General features: G+C 57.8%; 19 protein-coding genes and 2 tRNA genes. 19 read left to right on the forward strand and 2 right to left on the reverse strand.

The annotated features are described in order from the left end of the window. The first annotated feature begins 134 nt into the window (after positions 1 to 134). Positions 135 to 1,130, forward strand: coding sequence for a lipoate--protein ligase (locus tag EG886_RS03345; RefSeq protein WP_124728639.1), 996 nt, complete (start codon positions 135 to 137; stop codon positions 1,128 to 1,130). Between the two features lie 502 nt (positions 1,131 to 1,632). Here EG886_RS03345 and EG886_RS03350 read toward each other — a convergent pair. Continuing rightward, entirely contained in the window at positions 1,633 to 1,860 is a 228-nt protein-coding gene (locus tag EG886_RS03350) for a hypothetical protein (RefSeq protein ID WP_124726815.1), read from the reverse strand. A 213-nt stretch (positions 1,861 to 2,073) separates the two neighbouring features. On the opposite strand from EG886_RS03350, the gene EG886_RS13630 reads away from it, so the two are divergent. Beyond that, positions 2,074 to 2,217 carry a hypothetical protein gene (locus EG886_RS13630; protein WP_164491625.1) on the forward strand — a complete coding sequence of 48 codons (144 nt, stop codon included), beginning with the start codon at positions 2,074 to 2,076 and terminating at the stop codon, positions 2,215 to 2,217. 98 nt (positions 2,218 to 2,315) lie between these two features. On the opposite strand, the gene EG886_RS03355 is transcribed toward EG886_RS13630, so the two are convergent. Further along, a complete protein-coding gene (locus EG886_RS03355; RefSeq protein WP_164491626.1) occupies positions 2,316 to 3,185 on the reverse strand; it encodes a class I SAM-dependent methyltransferase in 870 nt (289 codons plus the stop codon). Positions 3,186 to 3,332: 147 nt separating this feature from the next. Between EG886_RS03355 and EG886_RS03360 the strand changes: the two genes are divergently transcribed. From EG886_RS03360 to rnhA, 17 genes are all read left to right on the forward strand, one after another. Continuing rightward, a complete protein-coding gene (locus tag EG886_RS03360; protein ID WP_124726817.1) occupies positions 3,333 to 3,923 on the forward strand; it encodes a TetR/AcrR family transcriptional regulator in 591 nt (196 codons plus the stop codon). Then, positions 3,920 to 4,858 carry a 1,2-phenylacetyl-CoA epoxidase subunit PaaA gene (gene paaA / locus EG886_RS03365; RefSeq protein ID WP_124726818.1) on the forward strand — a complete coding sequence of 313 codons (939 nt, stop codon included), beginning with the start codon at positions 3,920 to 3,922 and terminating at the stop codon, positions 4,856 to 4,858. The genes EG886_RS03360 and paaA overlap by 4 nt, the downstream gene beginning before the upstream one ends. 11 nt (positions 4,859 to 4,869) lie before the next feature. Further along, positions 4,870 to 5,265: a phenylacetic acid degradation protein gene (locus EG886_RS03370; RefSeq protein WP_124726819.1), complete on the forward strand. Its 396-nt coding sequence runs from the start codon at positions 4,870 to 4,872 to the stop codon at positions 5,263 to 5,265. Further along, complete coding sequence (gene paaC, locus EG886_RS03375) at positions 5,262 to 6,056, forward strand: 1,2-phenylacetyl-CoA epoxidase subunit PaaC (RefSeq protein ID WP_124726820.1); 795 nt, start codon at positions 5,262 to 5,264, stop codon at positions 6,054 to 6,056. The genes EG886_RS03370 and paaC overlap by 4 nt, the downstream gene beginning before the upstream one ends. 30 nt (positions 6,057 to 6,086) lie before the next feature. Further along, positions 6,087 to 6,557, forward strand: a complete 471-nt coding sequence (gene paaD, locus EG886_RS03380; RefSeq protein ID WP_124726821.1) for a 1,2-phenylacetyl-CoA epoxidase subunit PaaD — start codon at positions 6,087 to 6,089, stop codon at positions 6,555 to 6,557. A 136-nt stretch (positions 6,558 to 6,693) separates the two neighbouring features. Beyond that, a complete protein-coding gene (locus EG886_RS03385) occupies positions 6,694 to 7,995 on the forward strand; it encodes a phenylacetate--CoA ligase family protein (protein WP_124728640.1) in 1,302 nt (433 codons plus the stop codon). 33 nt (positions 7,996 to 8,028) lie between these two features. Continuing rightward, positions 8,029 to 8,331 carry an EthD family reductase gene (locus tag EG886_RS03390; RefSeq protein WP_124726822.1) on the forward strand — a complete coding sequence of 101 codons (303 nt, stop codon included), beginning with the start codon at positions 8,029 to 8,031 and terminating at the stop codon, positions 8,329 to 8,331. 2 nt (positions 8,332 to 8,333) lie between these two features. Then, complete coding sequence (locus tag EG886_RS03395; protein WP_241154357.1) at positions 8,334 to 9,197, forward strand: 3-hydroxyacyl-CoA dehydrogenase NAD-binding domain-containing protein; 864 nt, start codon at positions 8,334 to 8,336, stop codon at positions 9,195 to 9,197. Next, a complete protein-coding gene (locus tag EG886_RS03400) occupies positions 9,187 to 9,909 on the forward strand; it encodes a 3-hydroxyacyl-CoA dehydrogenase family protein (RefSeq protein WP_124726823.1) in 723 nt (240 codons plus the stop codon). Before EG886_RS03395 ends, EG886_RS03400 begins: the two co-directional genes overlap by 11 nt. A gap of 24 nt (positions 9,910 to 9,933) precedes the next feature. Then, a complete protein-coding gene (locus tag EG886_RS03405) occupies positions 9,934 to 11,145 on the forward strand; it encodes a thiolase family protein (protein WP_124726824.1) in 1,212 nt (403 codons plus the stop codon). A gap of 117 nt (positions 11,146 to 11,262) precedes the next feature. After that, positions 11,263 to 12,762, forward strand: a complete 1,500-nt coding sequence (locus tag EG886_RS03410) for an aldehyde dehydrogenase family protein (RefSeq protein ID WP_124726825.1) — start codon at positions 11,263 to 11,265, stop codon at positions 12,760 to 12,762. 13 nt (positions 12,763 to 12,775) lie between these two features. After that, entirely contained in the window at positions 12,776 to 13,168 is a 393-nt protein-coding gene (locus tag EG886_RS03415; protein ID WP_124726826.1) for a thioesterase family protein, read from the forward strand. Between the two features lie 142 nt (positions 13,169 to 13,310). Further along, positions 13,311 to 13,396 (forward strand) — tRNA-Leu (locus EG886_RS03420). A gap of 210 nt (positions 13,397 to 13,606) precedes the next feature. Beyond that, positions 13,607 to 13,807, forward strand: coding sequence for a phage holin (locus EG886_RS03425; protein ID WP_124726827.1), 201 nt, complete (start codon positions 13,607 to 13,609; stop codon positions 13,805 to 13,807). A gap of 130 nt (positions 13,808 to 13,937) precedes the next feature. Continuing rightward, positions 13,938 to 14,014 (forward strand) — tRNA-Pro (locus EG886_RS03430). 162 nt (positions 14,015 to 14,176) lie between these two features. Beyond that, positions 14,177 to 15,889, forward strand: a complete 1,713-nt coding sequence (locus EG886_RS03435) for an ABC-ATPase domain-containing protein (protein WP_124726828.1) — start codon at positions 14,177 to 14,179, stop codon at positions 15,887 to 15,889. Then, positions 15,886 to 16,320 (forward strand): ribonuclease HI, encoded by a 435-nt coding sequence (rnhA, locus tag EG886_RS03440; protein WP_124726829.1) that lies wholly within the window; start codon positions 15,886 to 15,888, stop codon positions 16,318 to 16,320. The genes EG886_RS03435 and rnhA overlap by 4 nt, the downstream gene beginning before the upstream one ends. Positions 16,321 to 16,322 lie beyond the last annotated feature (2 nt).

Genomic DNA, 16,322 nt, shown 5'->3' on the forward strand with positions numbered 1-16,322 from the left:
TGATGTTTCCTGTTTCATCTTACCTGATCAAGGGGCATCTGCGGGCACAAAAATCTCCGGATCCGGGTGACGTGGAAAAGCTTCCCGATTTTCCGTACAATGGATGGGCAACCATCTGCGAGGAGGAATCCGCCATGCTGTTCATTGACAACGGAAACATCACCGATCCGCGGATCAACCTGGCCATCGAGGAATACATCCTCAAGCATCTCGACGTGGAAAACGAATCTTATCTGCTTTTTTATATCAATGAACCGTCGGTGATCATCGGAAAGCATCAGAACACCGTGGAAGAGATTCACGTGGACGTGGTCCGGGAGCGGGGCATTCACGTGGTGCGTCGCCTTTCCGGAGGCGGGGCGGTGTATCATGATCTGGGCAACCTCAACTTCAGCTTCATCACCAAGGATGACGGAAAAAGCTTTGCCAACTTCCGCAAATTCACCGGCCCCGTCATCGAAGCTCTTCGCAAGCTGGGCGTAAATGCCGAATTGAGCGGTCGCAACGACATTTTGGTCGACGGAAAAAAAGTGTCCGGAAACGCCCAATACGCCACCCGGGGCCGCATGTTCAGTCACGGCACGCTGATGTTCAACGTGAAGCTGGACGATGTGGCCAAGGTGCTGCAGGTGAAACAGGACAAAATTCAGTCGAAAGGAATCAAGTCCGTTCGAAGCCGCGTGGCCAACATCGCCGATTATCTGTCCGAGCCGATGACCATCGAGGAGTTCCGCCGGGTGTTGCTGGACCACATCTTTGAAGGAAAAAAGCCGATTCCGGAATACAAGCTCACGGAATCGGACTTTGAGAAGATCCACGAAATCTCCCGGCAACGCTATCAGCAGTGGGATTGGAATTTCGGTGAATCCCCCGAATTCAACGTACAGCAATCGAAGCGCTTCCCGATCGGCTCGATCGATGTCCGGCTGGATGTCGGGGAAAAGGGGATCATCCGGGGCTGCAAGATCTACGGGGACTTTTTCGGCATCGGTGACGTGGCGGACATCGAACGGCGACTGACCGGCTGCCGGTATGATCGGGAAGCGATCGAAGCGGCTCTATCCGACATTGACGTGAAGCATTATTTCGGTGACATCGGCAAAGATGAATTCATCGACCTGGTGTACTGAGACGGATGCTGCGGCGTTGATTCTCCGGCCGGGACGGCCGGCCGTCAGTGGATCATGCCCCAGAGGTGCCGGATGAGCAGCAAGAACACAATTCCGGCGATGATCGCCATCACAAGGGTCTGAATCCATCTCCACATGCGATCATTCTCCTTTCCCGCGACGATGCCGTGAGTGAACGAAAGCGATGTCAATCCGAATCGACGGTGCAGGACTCGCGGAGGATTTACCCGCGGGTTGGCGAGATTCTTCTTGTGGATGTACATGATTTACCCGATTTCAGGAAAAAGATTCGGGATGAAACCCACATCAAAGCGGCCGACCCGAAACAGACCGGCACGGAGGCCTCCGTGATCTTCGGAGGCTGTTTTTTGTGCCGGCGTTGTCCCTCCCGCACAAGCCGGTATGAGCGGAGGCACGGGCATTCCGCGGGCTCTTTCTTCGGCGGGTTGCCGGGGAATGTGCAGGGTGGAAGATCTCCGGGAATCGGGGCCATGTCCGGCGTTTAGGGTTTGCCCGGGGCGGACATCCGGGAAGCGGAGGCTTTTTCCTCCTGTTTTCGCCACTCCGAGATCATCTGTTTGACCGTCTGCTGCACGACGGCGGCCGGCTCTTTCTTCATCCGGCGGGCGATCTCTTCCAGATCGGCGATCTCCCGGTTGGTCATCCAGAAATGGAACGAAATGAACGCATCCTCGTCTTCATGATGGCGGGTTTTTCTGCGAAACCACATGTGATTCACTCTCCCGTGCTGATATTTGTCTGAAGGGGACACATTTTGTTCATCACCGATGATAGTCCAAACATTGGAAATTGTGCAAGTGTTTGGTGAGAAGACGTTGTCAAGGAGGCAGCGGAGTCTTTTTTGCACTTGCATGACGAACGTTCGTTCGATATCATCGGATTCAGGAAGCAACCGTTCGCGCGTTTCGGGAGGGAATCCAACATGTTTGATTTCTGGCTCAGCGATGCCCAGCGTCTCGCCTTTGAACTGGAGTGGCAAAGGATGGAGGAAGAGTGGGAACGAAGGGACATGGAGAAGAGACGGAGGCAGGATGAGGCGGTCCGGGAGGAAGAAAAATCGGCATGATGCCCCCGTTTGGAGACGGAAAGCCGTTTTTTGACGAATCAAAAGGCCAGCCAAAACAGGCTGGCCTTTTTGTTGTCCCCGGTGGGCATGCCGGCGCGTCAGGAAGGGTCCGTTTCTTCTTTGACGGCGATGAAACAGCCGGTCTGCTTTTGCATGCGGAATTCTCCTTCCCGTTCGATGATGCGGTCCACTTTCTTTCTGACGGCATGATACAATTCTTCGATCAGGGAGTCGGGGATTTGTGTGCGAAGTTCGGTCCCTTCTTCATAGCCGCGTTCCATCATGCCGGACGCATAATACTCCATCAACGCTTCGGAAGAACGGACCACGATTTGGTCGCAAAGGGTGCGCAATTCAAACCAGGAAAAGTGGGGGCGAATGAAGGAAGCGCCGTTTTCGACGGAGAAGCGGATATAATCGTTGCGGTTCTGGACGGCCTCCGGAGGAAAGCCCAGGATTTGCTTGCATTCGGTGTGGATTTGTTCCAGTTCGAACAGGTTTTTGTGGCTTCCGGTCGACAGCAACAGTGTGCCTCCGGGTTTGAGGACGCGTTTCAGCTCGCGGATGGCGTGGGGGATGTGTTCCAGGTGATACAGCACGAAATGGGCCATCACCAGATCGAAGGTTTCGTCGGGAAACGGAAGCTTCTCCTGAAGATCGCCCTGCACCAGCGAGACGTTGTCATAACCTTGGGCCCGCTCTTTCAATTCTTTCAGTATGCCGGAGGAAAGATCCAGCCCGGTGATTTTGCCGCTTTTGCCTTTGAGACGTTCGGCCAGAGGGAGCAGAAAGACTCCCGTGCCGCAGCCGGCATCGAGGATGTGCTCATGGCCTTCCAGTGGGATCTGGTCGAGGATCCACTCCGGAAAGGGGTGGGGTGCCCGGCTGCAGTCCCGGTGGAAGCGGATTCTCGTTTCCAGCCGGTTGGGCCCTTTGTACTGAGCCAAAACCGATTCTCTTCGAATCAAGGATGAAACCCCCTTTGGGTTCTTTGTTTTTTCAAATGTTTCCATTTCATATTCTATAAAAAATCCCCCGATGCATCCTTGACAACTATCCGAAAATTCTATTACGATAAAAACAAGCAAACGCTTGCTTTGGGAAAGGAATGAACCATGCCTAGACCAGGACGCAAAGAAGAAATCCTGAATATCGCCTGCCGGCTCTTCAGTCGAAAAGGCTATCACGGCACCACGATTCGGGATATTTCGGATGCCTGCGGCATTCTGTCCGGAAGCTTGTATGCCCACATCAATTCGAAGGAGGATCTCCTGTACGAGATCACCGACCGCGGCGCGAACGCGTTTCTGGAATCGCTGCGGCCCATCGTCGAAAGCAAGGACGAACCGCTGATGAAATTGCGGAATGCCATGCGCGCCCACATTCGGGTCATCGAGCGAAACCTGGAGGCGGCCACCGTTTTCTATCATGAGTGGAAAGCGCTTTCAGGAGACAGGTTGCAGGTCATCCGGGAGAAACGGGATCAGTACGAAGCGCTGTGGAACCGGATCATCCGGGAAGGCATCGAAAGCGGAGCTTTCCGGATGATGGATGAGAAGTTCGCGCGACTCCTGATTCTTTCCGCCGGCAACTGGGTGTACCAGTGGTACCGTCCCGGCGGGGAAGTGTCTGCAGAGGAGATTGCCGACCGGTTCACAGACATGCTCCTGGAGGGGTTTGACGGCAAAAGGGGGGACTCCGCATGAAAGAGGACATTCGTCATCAGGAATTCATGGAACGCATCAATCGCGGGGAAAAGATCGAGGCAACCGACTGGATGCCTGACGAGTACCGCATGTTGCTGATCAAATTCATCCACATGCATGCCGTGAGCGAGATCATGGGTGCTTATCCGGAGAAAGAATGGGTGCCCAAGGCACCGAACCTCCGTCGCAAACTGGCGATCATGGCCAAGGTGCAGGACGAGATGGGACACGGACAGCTCCTTCTGCGGGTGGTGGAAGACCTGTGCAAACCGCTGGGCAAAACCCGGGAAGAGCTGATTGAAGACGTCTACAACAGCAAAGTGAAATTCCACAACGTGTTCCACATGGAAGCCCGCACTTGGGCGGATGCCGGTCTGATCGGCTGGCTCGTGGACGGCGCGGCCATCATCAACCAGGCTGCCCTGTTGGAAACTTCTTATGCTCCTTATGCCCGCATGCTCAAGAGGATCTGCGCGGAAGAAAGCTTCCACATGCAGCACGGGGAGAACATCATTCTCGCACTGGCGATGGGAACCGAGCAGCAGCGGGAGATGTTGCAGGAATCGCTCAACTACTGGTGGGAATCGCTCCTGTTCTTCTTCGGCCCGAAGGAGATTTCTCCGGCGGTGGAACGGATGCTGTACTACAAGATCCGCGTGAAGACGAACGAAGAACAGCGCCAGAAGTTCCTGGACAAATACGTTCCGCGGATTCTGTCGATCGGTCTGACCATTCCGGATCCGAAACTCCGCTACGACGAAGAGAAGAAGGAATGGATCTACACCGAACCCGACTGGGAAAAATTCGGTCGGATCGTTCGCTTCAACGAGGGACCGAAGTCGCGTGAACGCATGGAGTTGCGCCGCATGGCCCATGAAGGTCAACGCTGGGTGCGCGAGGCGATGCTCCGGGCCCGGGAAGTTTCGGCAGTGTGAGGTGACAACGGATGGCAGCGGAAAAACCGGTATTTGAAGCTTATGAAGTCTTTGTCCAAAAATCGCACATGGATCATCACGTCCATGTGGGCAGTCTGATTGCTCCGTCTCCGGAGGTGGCCCTTCAGACGGCCCGGGAGAATTATCTTCGTCGGGACAAGGCGGTCAACATCTGGGTGGTTCCCCAGAGCCAGATCTTTGCCGCCCCGTACGATGACGACTTCCTCAGCCGGGAGCTGGATCGCCGGTACCGTGAAGTCGCCGGGTACACGGAAAACGGACGTCTCTGGCGGATGTTCAAAGAGAAAGAGATCACCATCGAAGAGATCGTGCGGTACGTGCATGATCGTGACAAAGCAAAGAAGCAGGCAGCAAGCGAGGTCCGGCGCGGAGGTGAGTCCAAATGAAGTTTGAAAACGCGGAACAAGTCATGCAAAACCGGGAGGTTCATCAAGCACTCGTGCGCTGGCTGTATCAATTGGCCGACGATGAACTCGTTCTCGGACACCGCGATTCCGAATGGCTGGGACTCTGCCCGGACATCGAGGGAGACGTGGCGTTCAGCTCCGTCGCACAGGATGAAGTGGGACACGCCGTTCTATATTTCGACCTGCTGCATGAGTTGGGCGAACCGGATCCCGACAACATGGCCTACGAACGTTCCGTCGGTGATCGGTTCAACGCCACGCTGGTGGCGCGTGACAACGGAGACTGGGCATACTCCGTGGCACGTCACTTCCTCTATGACCTGTTTGATGATCTGCGCCTCGAAGCGATGAGCGATTCCTCCTACCTGCCGCTTAAGCAAGGCGTGGCCAAGATCCGGCGTGAGGAATTCTATCACCTGTTGCACATGCGCACTTGGTTTGTCCGCCTCGGACAGGCCGGCGGAGAGGCCGGGGAAAGGCTGGCCGCCGGAGTGCGGAAGGTGTGGAACGACCTGGCGGATCTGTTTGATTTCGGTCCTTATGAAGAAGTCTTGCTGAAATCCGGCATCATTTCTTTCGGCTCGGAGGAGTTGAAGCGTCGCTGGACGGAAAGGGTCCGGGAACTGTTTGCCGAAGCCCGGCTCGAATGGCCCGGCGAGTTTCCGGAAGCCGAGCTCAAAGGGCGCCGCGGCGAGCACGGGGAAGAGATGAAAAACTTGCTGTCGACGATGACGGAGGTTTACGACCTCGACCCGGCCGCCAGATGGTGACATCCGTCGCAACCACGGGAGGGGTGAACCATGACGCAGAATCTCAATGAACAAATGATCTGGGATGCGCTGCAGGATGTGAAAGACCCCGAAATCCCCACCGTCAGCGTGGTGGAGATGGGCATGGTGAACCGCGTGACCGTTCACGGCGAAGACGTCGAGGTGGAAATGACTCCCACGTTCACGGGGTGCCCCGCGCTTGACATCATCCGCGAAAATGTCCGGGAGCGCATTGCCCGGGAAAAAGGGGTCCGGAACGTTCAGGTCCGGTTCGTGATGGATCCCCCGTGGACCAGCGACCGGATCACACCGGACGGCCGTTTGAAGCTGCGTGAGTTCGGCATTGCCGCACCGCCGGCTTCTCCGCTGGATGTCCCGCCCTGTCCCTTCTGCGGTGCGGAAGGCGGGGATGTGGACAACCTGTTCGGCCCCACGGCCTGTCGCGCGATCTATTATTGCAGGAAATGCAAGCAGCCGTATGAAGGCATGAAAAAGGTTTGAAGTCGTCCGAGTCGGATCCGCGACAGCGGCGAGTGCCTTTTCCCCTCCGGGAAAAGGCGCGGACGAAAACTTCCGGCAACTTTGAACAATGCAACGACGGAGGTGAGGCCTCGTGTTTCAGCCTGAACTGGAATCGATGAGCCGTGAACAGCTTGCCGAATTGCAGAACCGGCGGCTGAAGGAAACACTGAAGCGAGTGTATGAACGTGTTCCGTTTTACAGAACCCAGCTGGATCGGGCGGGGATCCATCCGGATTCGTTCAAGGGTTTGGAAGACCTGACCCGGCTCCCGTTCACCCGCAAGACGGATTTGCGCGAACATTATCCGTTCGGGCTCTTTGCCGTCGACATGAAGGATGTGGCCAGACTTCACGCTTCCTCCGGCACCAAGGGCAAGCCCACCGTGGTCGGATACACGCGGCGGGATCTGGAGAGCTGGGCGGAAGTGTGTGCCCGAACCATCGTCGCCGCCGGCGGAAAACCCGGAGACGTGTTTCACAACGCTTACGGATATGGTTTGTTCACCGGTGGATTGGGTATGCATTATGGGGCGGAAAAACTCGGACTGACGGTCGTTCCGGTCTCCGGCGGCACGCGCTCCCGTCAGATGACGCTGATCGAGGATTTCCGTCCGCGGGGCATCGCGGGAACACCTTCTTTCATCCTCAGCCTGGGCGAGGCAATGATTCAGGCAGGCAAGGATCCGAGGGCCTCATCCGTCGAATATGGTATCTTTGGAGCGGAACCCTGGACGGAAGAAATGCGGCGCGAGCTGGAGGAAATGTGGGGCATTCACGCGATCGACATTTACGGACTGTCCGAGGTGATCGGTCCGGGCGTGGCGATCGAATGCTGGCAGGCCAAAGACGGTTTGCACATTGCCGAGGACCATTTCCTGGTGGAGGTCATCGATCCGAACACGGGAGAACCGGTGGAGGACGGAGTGACGGGTGAACTGGTGTTCACCACGCTCACCAAGGAAGCGATTCCGGTCATCCGTTACCGCACGGGAGATCTGGCTTCCGTGACGCGGGAACCTTGCGTGTGCGGTCGCACTCATGCGCGCATGTCCCGCATCAAGGGGCGGATCGACGACATGCTCATCATTCGCGGGGTGAATGTGTTCCCGTCGGAAATCGAGGCGGTCATTCTGTCGATGTCCGTGATTGCTCCGCACTATCGACTGGTGGTGGACAAGGAGGGACAGCTGGACCGGTTGACCGTGGAGACGGAAGTGACCGAGGAGTTCTTTGCCGCGGTCGGAAGCTCCGCATGGGAAGACGCGGAAGCGGTGAAACAACTCATCCGCACGCTGGAGCACCGGCTGAAGGAAGAGCTGGGGCTCACCGCCCGGGCAAGCGTTCAACCCCCGGGATCCGTTCCCCGCAGCGAAGGCAAAGCCGTCCGCATCATCGACAAGCGTCAGGCTTCCCAATGATTCTCAGAACCAAACGAAAGGGTTGAAAACCGCATGGTGAAACTGGTGGCTCTGTACAAACAACCGGAAGACAAAAAGGCATTCGATGAACACTACTTCAATGTTCACCTGCCGCTGGCCCAAAAAATGCCCGGTCTGATCAAAGCGACGGTCACCCGGTACGCCGGCACCCCGATGGGAACGGAGTCTCCGTACTACCTGCAGGCGGAAATGTATTTCGAAAACATGGAAGCGCTTCAAGCATCCATGAACTCCCCGGAAGGCCGTGCGGCAGCCAAGGATCTGATGTCTTTCGCGGGCAAACTGGTCACCATGATGATCGGAGAAGAGGCCTGATCGTGAGCGGCAGTGCATTCACCCGCCCCGCGGTGATCGGGGCGGGCACCATGGGCATCGGGATCGCCGAAGTACTGGCTGCCGCAGGTCATGACGTGCAAGTTCTCGAGCTGTCCCGGGAAGTGTTCGACCGGGCGATGGACGGGCTTCGCAAACGGCTGTCCAGACAAGTGGAAAAAGGCCGTTTGACGGCCGAACAGGCCGATGCCGTCTCCGGTCGGATCCGCTATGCGGAAAGCGTGGAAGAGCTGGCGGACAGGGACATTGTCATCGAAGCGATCGTCGAACGGCTCGATGTGAAAAAAGATTTGTTCGCACGGTTGGAGCAATCGGTTTCCGAATCCACGGTTCTCGCATCCAACACCTCTTCGCTTCCGATCACGGCCATCGCCGCCGCGGTTCGTCATCCCGGCCGGGTCATGGGGCTCCATTTCTTCAACCCGGCGCCCCTGATGCCGCTGGTGGAAGTGATCTCCGCCGCCGAAACGGATCCGGAGCTGGCGGAACGGGCTTACGCCTGGCTCAAGGAAATCGGCAAGGAACCGGTCAAAGTTTCCGATTCTCCCGGATTCCTGGTCAACCGGGTGGCCCGCCCGTTTCACTTGGAACCGTATCGGATCGTGGGAGAGGGGATCGCTTCCAAGGAACAGGTGGACCGGATCATGCGGGCGGCCGGATTCAAAATGGGGCCGTTCCAATTGCAGGACCTGATCGGGATCGACATCAACTACGCCGCGTCGGTCTCCGTTTACGAGGCATACTTCCACGAACCGCGCCTGCGTCCCCACTTTGCGCAGCGCATGATGGTGGAACGCGGAGCGCTCGGCCGGAAGACCGGAAAGGGGCATTACCGCTATGAGTCGTAAAGTCGCGGTGATTGGACAAGGAGAACTGTACGAAAAAGTGACTCGCTTCCTGACCGATCGCGGCATCGAGGTGCCGGACACGGTGGCGCTGGATTTGAGCGGCGTCGCCGCCCTGATCGATCTGGAGGCCGGAACCGATGAAAGGCACCGGGACTGGTTGACGGTCCTGGAAGAAAATCTTCCCGAGCATGTGCCCGTTTTCACTTCCGTGTTGCACAGAACGGCGACGGAAATCGCTTCCTGGCTGAAGCGGCCGGAGCGGGTCGTCGGATTTTCCCCGCTTTTTTTGAGTGAGATGACGCTCCTCGAAGTGTCACGCCCTCTGCAGGCGGAAGAATCGGCATCTTGGGAAAGACACCTGGAGTTCTGGAACGAACTCGGCAAAGAAGTGGAGATGGTCGGGGACGAACCGGGACTGGTTTTCCCGCGCACGCTGGCCCTTCTGGTGAATGAGGCGTCGTTCGCTCTCATGGAGAACGTGGCGTCCCGGGAAGACATCGATCTGGCGATGCGCAAAGGAACCAACTGGCCGCACGGGCCGCTCGCCTGGGCGGACTTGGCCGGCATCGACCGGATCGTGGACATTCTGAGCGGTCTTCACCGGGAAACGGGGGATGACCGTTATCGTCCCGCTCCGCTGCTGAGGAAAATGGTGTATGCCGGTTGGACCGGCAAGGCGGCCGGGCGTGGATTTTACCGTTACGAAGCATGAATCCCGGCCGGGAGGTGGCAGAAGATGAAGCTCAGAGAAGTGGTGATCGTGGACGCGGTGCGCACCCCGATCGGCCGCTTTCAGGGTTCGCTCGCGACGGTGCGGGCCGACGACCTGGGAGCGGTGGTGATCCGGGCGCTGTTGGAGCGCAACCCGTCTCTCGATCCGGAAAGCATAGAAGACGTGATTTTCGGCTGTGCCAATCAAGCGGGAGAAGACAATCGCAACGTGGCCCGGATGTCTCTTTTGCTCGCGGGGTTGCCCGAAAAAGTGGGCGGCAGCACGGTGAACCGGCTGTGCGGCTCCGGTCTCGAGGCGATCAATCAGGCATCGGCCGCCATCGCCGTGGGAGCCGGTGACATCATGATCGCCGGCGGCGTGGAGAACATGACCCGCGCCCCGTTGGTGATGCTGAAACCCGAAACGGGTCTTGCCCGCGGCAACCATGAACTGGTCGACACCACGCTCGGCTGGCGCTTTGTCAATCCGAAACTGGCGGCCATGTACGATCCCATCAGCATGGGAGAGACGGCCGAAAACGTGGCGGAGAAATACGGAGTATCCCGGGAAGACCAGGACCGTTTCGCCTACGACAGCCAAATGCGCTGCAAGGCGGCCTGGGAAGAAGGGAAATTTGACGACGAAATCGTGCCCGTGACCGTCACCCGCGGCAAAGAAACGTTTGTCTTTGACCGTGACGAGCACCCGCGTCCGGGAACCACCCTGGAGAAGCTCTCCACGCTCAAGACGGTGTTCCGGGCCGGCGGAACCGTGACGGCCGGAAACGCGGCCGGCATCAACGACGGAGCTTCCGCCGTGCTTCTGATGGAACGGGAAACGGCACGTCGTCTCGGCTTCAAACCGCTGGCACGCATCGTCACGTTTGCGGTGGAAGGCGTCAACCCCCTGTACATGGGGATCGGACCGGTCGGTGCCACGAAAAAGGTGCTCCGGCGGGCCGGTTTGACCGTTGACGATCTGGACCTGGTGGAGCTGAACGAAGCTTTTGCGGCTCAAGCCTTGGCTTGCATGCGCGAACTGGGACTGGACCATGAAAAAGTGAACGTGAACGGCGGATCGATCGCGCTCGGACACCCGCTCGGAGCGAGCGGTTCCCGCATCATGACCACGCTGGTTCATGAAATGAAGCGCCGGGGAAGCCGCTTTGGCCTCGCCACCATGTGCATCGGCGTGGGGCAGGGCATCGCCACGCTGGTTGAACGGGTGGATGACTGAGCGTTTGGTCGGAACAGACGCGGAAGGAAGCCGTTTCGGGCCGGGCGCATCGCGGCCCGGGACGCATGTTCATGGACTGATTTTCGTTTTTTATCCCATACAAGGAGAGGATTGCCCATGGCGGAAAAAACGTTCACCCTGCTCAAGGAAAAATATGATCTCCTGATCGGCGGGGAACATACCCCTTCCAGCTCCGGCAAATACTTTGACGTATACAATCCGGCCACCGGCGAGAAAATCGCCGAAGTGGCCAAAGCCACCCGAGAAGACGTGGACCGCGCCGTCGCCGCCGCCCGTGATGCTCTGGAAAACAGCAAGTGGGCGAAATGGCCGGCCAGCCGTCGCGGACAAATCCTGAACAAAGCGGCCGCCATCATGCGCCAACGGTTCAATGACCTGGTGGAACTCGAGATCCTCAACAGCGGAAAATCTCTCTCCGCCGCCAAAGGACAGGTCATGCAAGCCATCGAGGACTTCGAGCTGTACGCCGCTTCCGTGCACACCATCGAAGGAAAAACCAAACCGGTGCCGGGCGGATTCTTCCACTACACCACGAAAGAGCCCGTCGGTGTCTGTGCGCAAATCGTTCCGTGGAACTATCCGCTGATGATGGCCGCCTGGAAAATCGCTCCGGCCCTGGCCGCAGGCTGCACCATCGTGCTGAAACCGGCCAGCCTGACTCCGCTGACCGCCATGGTTCTTGCCGACATCTGTCATGAAGCGGGAGTGCCCGCCGGCGTGATCAACGTCATCACCGGAAGCGGTGCGGACGTGGGTGCTTACCTCGTCGAACACCCGGGCGTGGACAAAGTGGCCTTCACCGGTGAAACCACCACGGGGAAAGACATCATGGCCAAAGCTTCCGAGACCCTGAAGCGGGTCACGCTCGAGCTTGGCGGCAAATCCCCGAACATCGTCTTCCCGGACGCCGATCTGGAAGCCGCCATCAACGGTTCGCTGTTCGGCATCTACTACAACACCGGTCAATCCTGCGAAGCCCGTTCCCGTCTGTTCGTCCATGAGGACATCTATGACGAGTTCGTGGAAAAATTCGTGGAGAAAGCGTCCAAACTCAAAGTGGGCGATCCGTTCAGCGAGGAGACCCACGTGGGTGCCGTCATTTCCAAATCGCAGGTGGACGTGATCGATTCCTACGTCCGGCTCGGCGAACAGGAAGGAGCCCGTGTGGCGTTCGGCGGCAAAGTGCCGGAAGGTCCGGAATTTGAAAAAGGACACTGGTACATGCCGACCGTACTGGTGGACGTGACCAACGACATGCGCGTGGCCCAGGAAGAAATCTTCGGTCCGGTCGTCGTCATCATCAAGTTCAAGGACGAAAAAGAAGTCATCAAAATGGCCAACGACACGATCTACGGTCTGGCCGCGGCCGTGTGGACCAAAGACTTCGGCCGTGCACACCGGGTGGCCGGTCAGCTGAAAGCGGGCATCATCATGGTCAACAACCCGTTCTCGGCTTTCCCGGGACTGCCGTTCGGCGGTTACAAACAATCCGGTTTCGGCCGCGAACTGGCGCTGGAGTCGCTCGACCTGTACATGGAGACCAAGTCCGTCCTCTCCTACATCGGTCCGAAACCGCTGAATCCGTTCGGCGTCTGAGCGGAGCGGCAGCATGAAGCAGGGACTCAAACCGGGGCTCCGGGAAACGATGACCGTCACGGTCACCGATGACATGACCGCCGGATTCGGCGGCGTCAAGATTCACCCGGTGCTCTCCACCGTGCACATGGTTTATTACATGGAGTGGGTCGGACGAAAGATCCTGGAACCGTTTCTGGAAGAACATGAAGAAGGAGTCGGTGCTTCCATCAACGTGAAGCACCGCGCTCCCGCTCCCGTCGGGAAAACGGTCACGTTTGTGGCCACCGTTCGGGAAGTCACGGAAAACAAGCTGGTTTGCGACGTGATCGCCGAACATGATCGCGCCATCGTCGGCGAAAGCGAATTCGTGCAAGTGATCCTGCCGAAGGAACGGCTCAGGGAAAACATCGAGCGCATGAAATGACCCGTCCGGGTTTCCGGCGTTGCCACCGGGAACCCGGAAGTTTTCTTCATTTCCGGTCATCGGATCGAAACGAAAAATTTTTTGTTGACAAGTTGCTCGATCCGTGCTAAATTTTATCTTGTCGCCGAAATTGAATTGTCATGCCGAAGTGGCGGAATTGGCAGACGCGCACGACTCAAAATCGTGTTCCCGCAAGGAGTGTGGGTTCGAGTCCCACCTTCGGCACCAAACGGAAAAACACCGTCGATCCGGACGGTGTTTTTTGTTTGCCCATGGAACGAGCGGTCGACGGACATTCGGCTCAATTTGTTTTTCACTGTGTGTTCCGCCGAATCCGGACGAATCCTGCCGGCATACGATGATTGTGGAGCACGGCACACCAGGTCATGACCGATACAGTCCCGTGCGAACTTCCAACCACACGGGAGGAGGAAGATCATGGACTGGAAGAGTCGTTTTCGCAATGCCGGTTTCTGGGTTTCGCTGGTGGCATTTTTGCTGATGTTTTTGAAAACGATCGGGGTGGATGTCGGTCTGCCGGAGTATGAATTCGTGGATTGGGTGCTCGGGATTCTGGTACTGCTCGGGATCGTCAGTGACCCGACGACCGAGAACTGCGGTTGGTTGGATGACCGTTGACCGAAACGGTCATCCGTTTTTCGGTGTTCCCGGTTCCGGTCGGAACCTGAGTCGGGTTCATTGACAGAACGAACCGGGGATGATACAATACAATTTGCATCATGTGACGAAAATTTCACATGCATCACGTCGGGATGTGGCTCAGCTTGGTAGAGCACCTGGTTTGGGACCAGGGGGTCGCAGGTTCGAATCCTGTCATCCCGACCATTTTTATGCTCACAAAAAGCCGCCCCCGACCGGGCGGCTTTTGCTCATTTTTCCGGTTTGGCGGAAGCGGTTCCCGACCGGGCGGGTTTCCTCCGACGGCCTTCCGGGGGTAAGATAAGGGGGAATGCACAACTCCCGAAAACCGGAAAAGGGAGGATCCGGATGAAGAAGCTGGAAGACATCCTGAGACGGATTGACGGAAAAGGATACAAAGCATACAAGGACATTGAAGGCGTTTGGAGATTCCCTTCGTTCACGCTGTACATCGATCACGTGCAGGGGGATCCGTTCGCATCGCCCACGAGAATCCGTGTGCGCATGCCGATGGGTCTTGCCGCTTATCCCGGGGAATGGCGGGAGACTCCCCGGCGAAAAATCGCCTTGGAAGACTGGCTCACCCGTAAATGGGCTCGCTTGTTGGATGCCGAAGCGAGAAGAGTCGGAACCGGCAAGAGCGGGATGATCAGCATCGATCGCCCGGGGCAGGAAATCATTCAGAGAAGTTCCGTGAACGTCTGCTCCGACAGTGTGGAAGCCCGGTTGGAAATCGGACTTCCCGCCCGCGGACGGACGGTGCTCGGCCGGGAAGCCGCACGCATGCTGTTGGAAGTGCTGCCCGCCTGTGCGGAGCGGGCCTTTTTCCTGTCGGAGAAAGACAAAGAGTCCGTTCGCCGGAGGATGGAGCTCACCGACAATCAGGAAGCGATTCGCGAAGAAATGCGCAGACGGGGATGGGTGGCGTTCATCGCGGACGGGGCCGTTCTGCCCAGGGAGAGCGGGGCCAGTGACCGTCCGATGAAAGGCGGCGACGTCATCCGGTTTGCGTCGCCGGAGTCCATGCGGGTGAGCGTGTCCGTTCCGCACGGCACACCCGTGAGCGGAATGGCCGTTCCCAAAGGCATCACGTTGATTGTCGGCGGGGGATACCACGGAAAAAGCACGCTGCTGAAAGCGATCGAGCGCGGGGTGTACGACCACGTCGAAGGGGACGGACGGGAATATGTACTGACGGACCGGGATGCGGTGAAGATCCGCGCCGAAGACGGCCGGTCCGTGAAAAACGTGAACATTTCCCCGTTTATCAACAACCTCCCCTTCAAGCGGGATACCCGATCCTTTTCCACGGATGATGCCAGCGGAAGCACATCGCAGGCGGCGGCCATCATGGAAGCGTTGGAAGCGGGAGCTTCCTGTCTCCTGATCGACGAAGATACCAGTGCCACCAACTTCATGATCCGCGACGCCCGCATGCAGGCGCTGGTGGCGAAAGAAAAAGAGCCGATCACTCCGTTCGTGGACAAGGTGCGGCAACTGTATGACGAACACGGGGTTTCCTGCATTCTCGTGCTGGGAGGATCGGGAGATTATTTCGGGGTGGCCGACAAGGTCATTTTGATGGATCATTATCGTCCCGTGGACGTGACGACGCGTGCGCATGAGATTGCCCGCGAATTCGGAGATCGCCGCCATGCCGAAGGAGGAGACCGATTCGGGGAAGTGACCGACCGACGCGTTCGGCCGGACGGTTTTGACGCCAGACGGGGTTCCCGTGAAAAAGTGGATGCCAAAGGGCTTCACACCATTTTGTACGGCACGGAGCCGATCGATTTGTCGGGATTGGAACAGCTGGTCCATCCCTCGCAGACCCGTGCGCTCGCCTGGATGATCAAACGAATCGCCGAGCGCGCCGACGGAAAAGTCACATTGCGGGAGTGGATCGACAGATTGACGGCGGAAACGGCCGAACAGGGTCTGGAAACGATCTCTCCGTTCAGGGGACACCCGGGCAATTTGGCGATGCCCCGCAAGCATGAACTGGCCGGTGCCATCAACCGGTTGCGAACACTGTCCGTTCAGAGAGGGGATTCGCGGTGAAAGAAGTGATCATCTATACGGACGGCGCCTGCTCTCACAATCCCGGCCCCGGCGGATGGGCGGCCGTTCTTCTGTACAAAGGCCACAAACGGGAAATTTCCGGCGGAGAGCCCGAGACCACCAACAACCGGATGGAATTGACCGCGGTCATCAAGGCCCTGGAGCTGCTCAAAGAACCGTGCCGGGTCAAACTTCATTCCGACAGCGCCTACATCGTCAACTGTTTTCAGCAGAAGTGGCATGAGAAATGGGAACGGAACGGGTGGATGACATCGGGCAAAAAGCCGGTGGAAAACAAAGACCTGTGGCAGCGTCTGCTGGCGTTGACGCGCAAACATCAAGTCGAATTCATCAAAGTGAAAGGGCACAGTGACGTGGAACTGAACAACCGGTGCGATGAACTGGCCCGGGCGGCCGTTCCCGGGCAGTGACG

The sequence above is a fragment of the Staphylospora marina genome (genome assembly GCF_003856495.1).
Lineage (GTDB): Bacteria > Bacillota > Bacilli > Thermoactinomycetales > Thermoactinomycetaceae > Staphylospora > Staphylospora marina.

What these genes read in the sequence shown, in the direction of transcription:
- EG886_RS03345 (WP_124728639.1), top strand. Translation starts at nt 135, where the DNA reads ATGCTGTTCATTGACAACGGAAACATCACCGATCCGCGGATCAACCTG.
- EG886_RS03350 (WP_124726815.1), bottom strand. Translation starts at nt 1,860, where the DNA reads ATGTGGTTTCGCAGAAAAACCCGCCATCATGAAGACGAGGATGCGTTC.
- EG886_RS13630 (WP_164491625.1), top strand. Translation starts at nt 2,074, where the DNA reads ATGTTTGATTTCTGGCTCAGCGATGCCCAGCGTCTCGCCTTTGAACTG.
- EG886_RS03360 (WP_124726817.1), top strand. Translation starts at nt 3,333, where the DNA reads ATGCCTAGACCAGGACGCAAAGAAGAAATCCTGAATATCGCCTGCCGG.
- paaA (WP_124726818.1), top strand. Translation starts at nt 3,920, where the DNA reads ATGAAAGAGGACATTCGTCATCAGGAATTCATGGAACGCATCAATCGC.
- EG886_RS03370 (WP_124726819.1), top strand. Translation starts at nt 4,870, where the DNA reads ATGGCAGCGGAAAAACCGGTATTTGAAGCTTATGAAGTCTTTGTCCAA.
- paaC (WP_124726820.1), top strand. Translation starts at nt 5,262, where the DNA reads ATGAAGTTTGAAAACGCGGAACAAGTCATGCAAAACCGGGAGGTTCAT.
- paaD (WP_124726821.1), top strand. Translation starts at nt 6,087, where the DNA reads ATGACGCAGAATCTCAATGAACAAATGATCTGGGATGCGCTGCAGGAT.
- EG886_RS03385 (WP_124728640.1), top strand. Translation starts at nt 6,694, where the DNA reads ATGAGCCGTGAACAGCTTGCCGAATTGCAGAACCGGCGGCTGAAGGAA.
- EG886_RS03390 (WP_124726822.1), top strand. Translation starts at nt 8,029, where the DNA reads ATGGTGAAACTGGTGGCTCTGTACAAACAACCGGAAGACAAAAAGGCA.
- EG886_RS03400 (WP_124726823.1), top strand. Translation starts at nt 9,187, where the DNA reads ATGAGTCGTAAAGTCGCGGTGATTGGACAAGGAGAACTGTACGAAAAA.
- EG886_RS03405 (WP_124726824.1), top strand. Translation starts at nt 9,934, where the DNA reads ATGAAGCTCAGAGAAGTGGTGATCGTGGACGCGGTGCGCACCCCGATC.
- EG886_RS03410 (WP_124726825.1), top strand. Translation starts at nt 11,263, where the DNA reads ATGGCGGAAAAAACGTTCACCCTGCTCAAGGAAAAATATGATCTCCTG.
- EG886_RS03415 (WP_124726826.1), top strand. Translation starts at nt 12,776, where the DNA reads ATGAAGCAGGGACTCAAACCGGGGCTCCGGGAAACGATGACCGTCACG.
- EG886_RS03425 (WP_124726827.1), top strand. Translation starts at nt 13,607, where the DNA reads ATGGACTGGAAGAGTCGTTTTCGCAATGCCGGTTTCTGGGTTTCGCTG.
- EG886_RS03435 (WP_124726828.1), top strand. Translation starts at nt 14,177, where the DNA reads ATGAAGAAGCTGGAAGACATCCTGAGACGGATTGACGGAAAAGGATAC.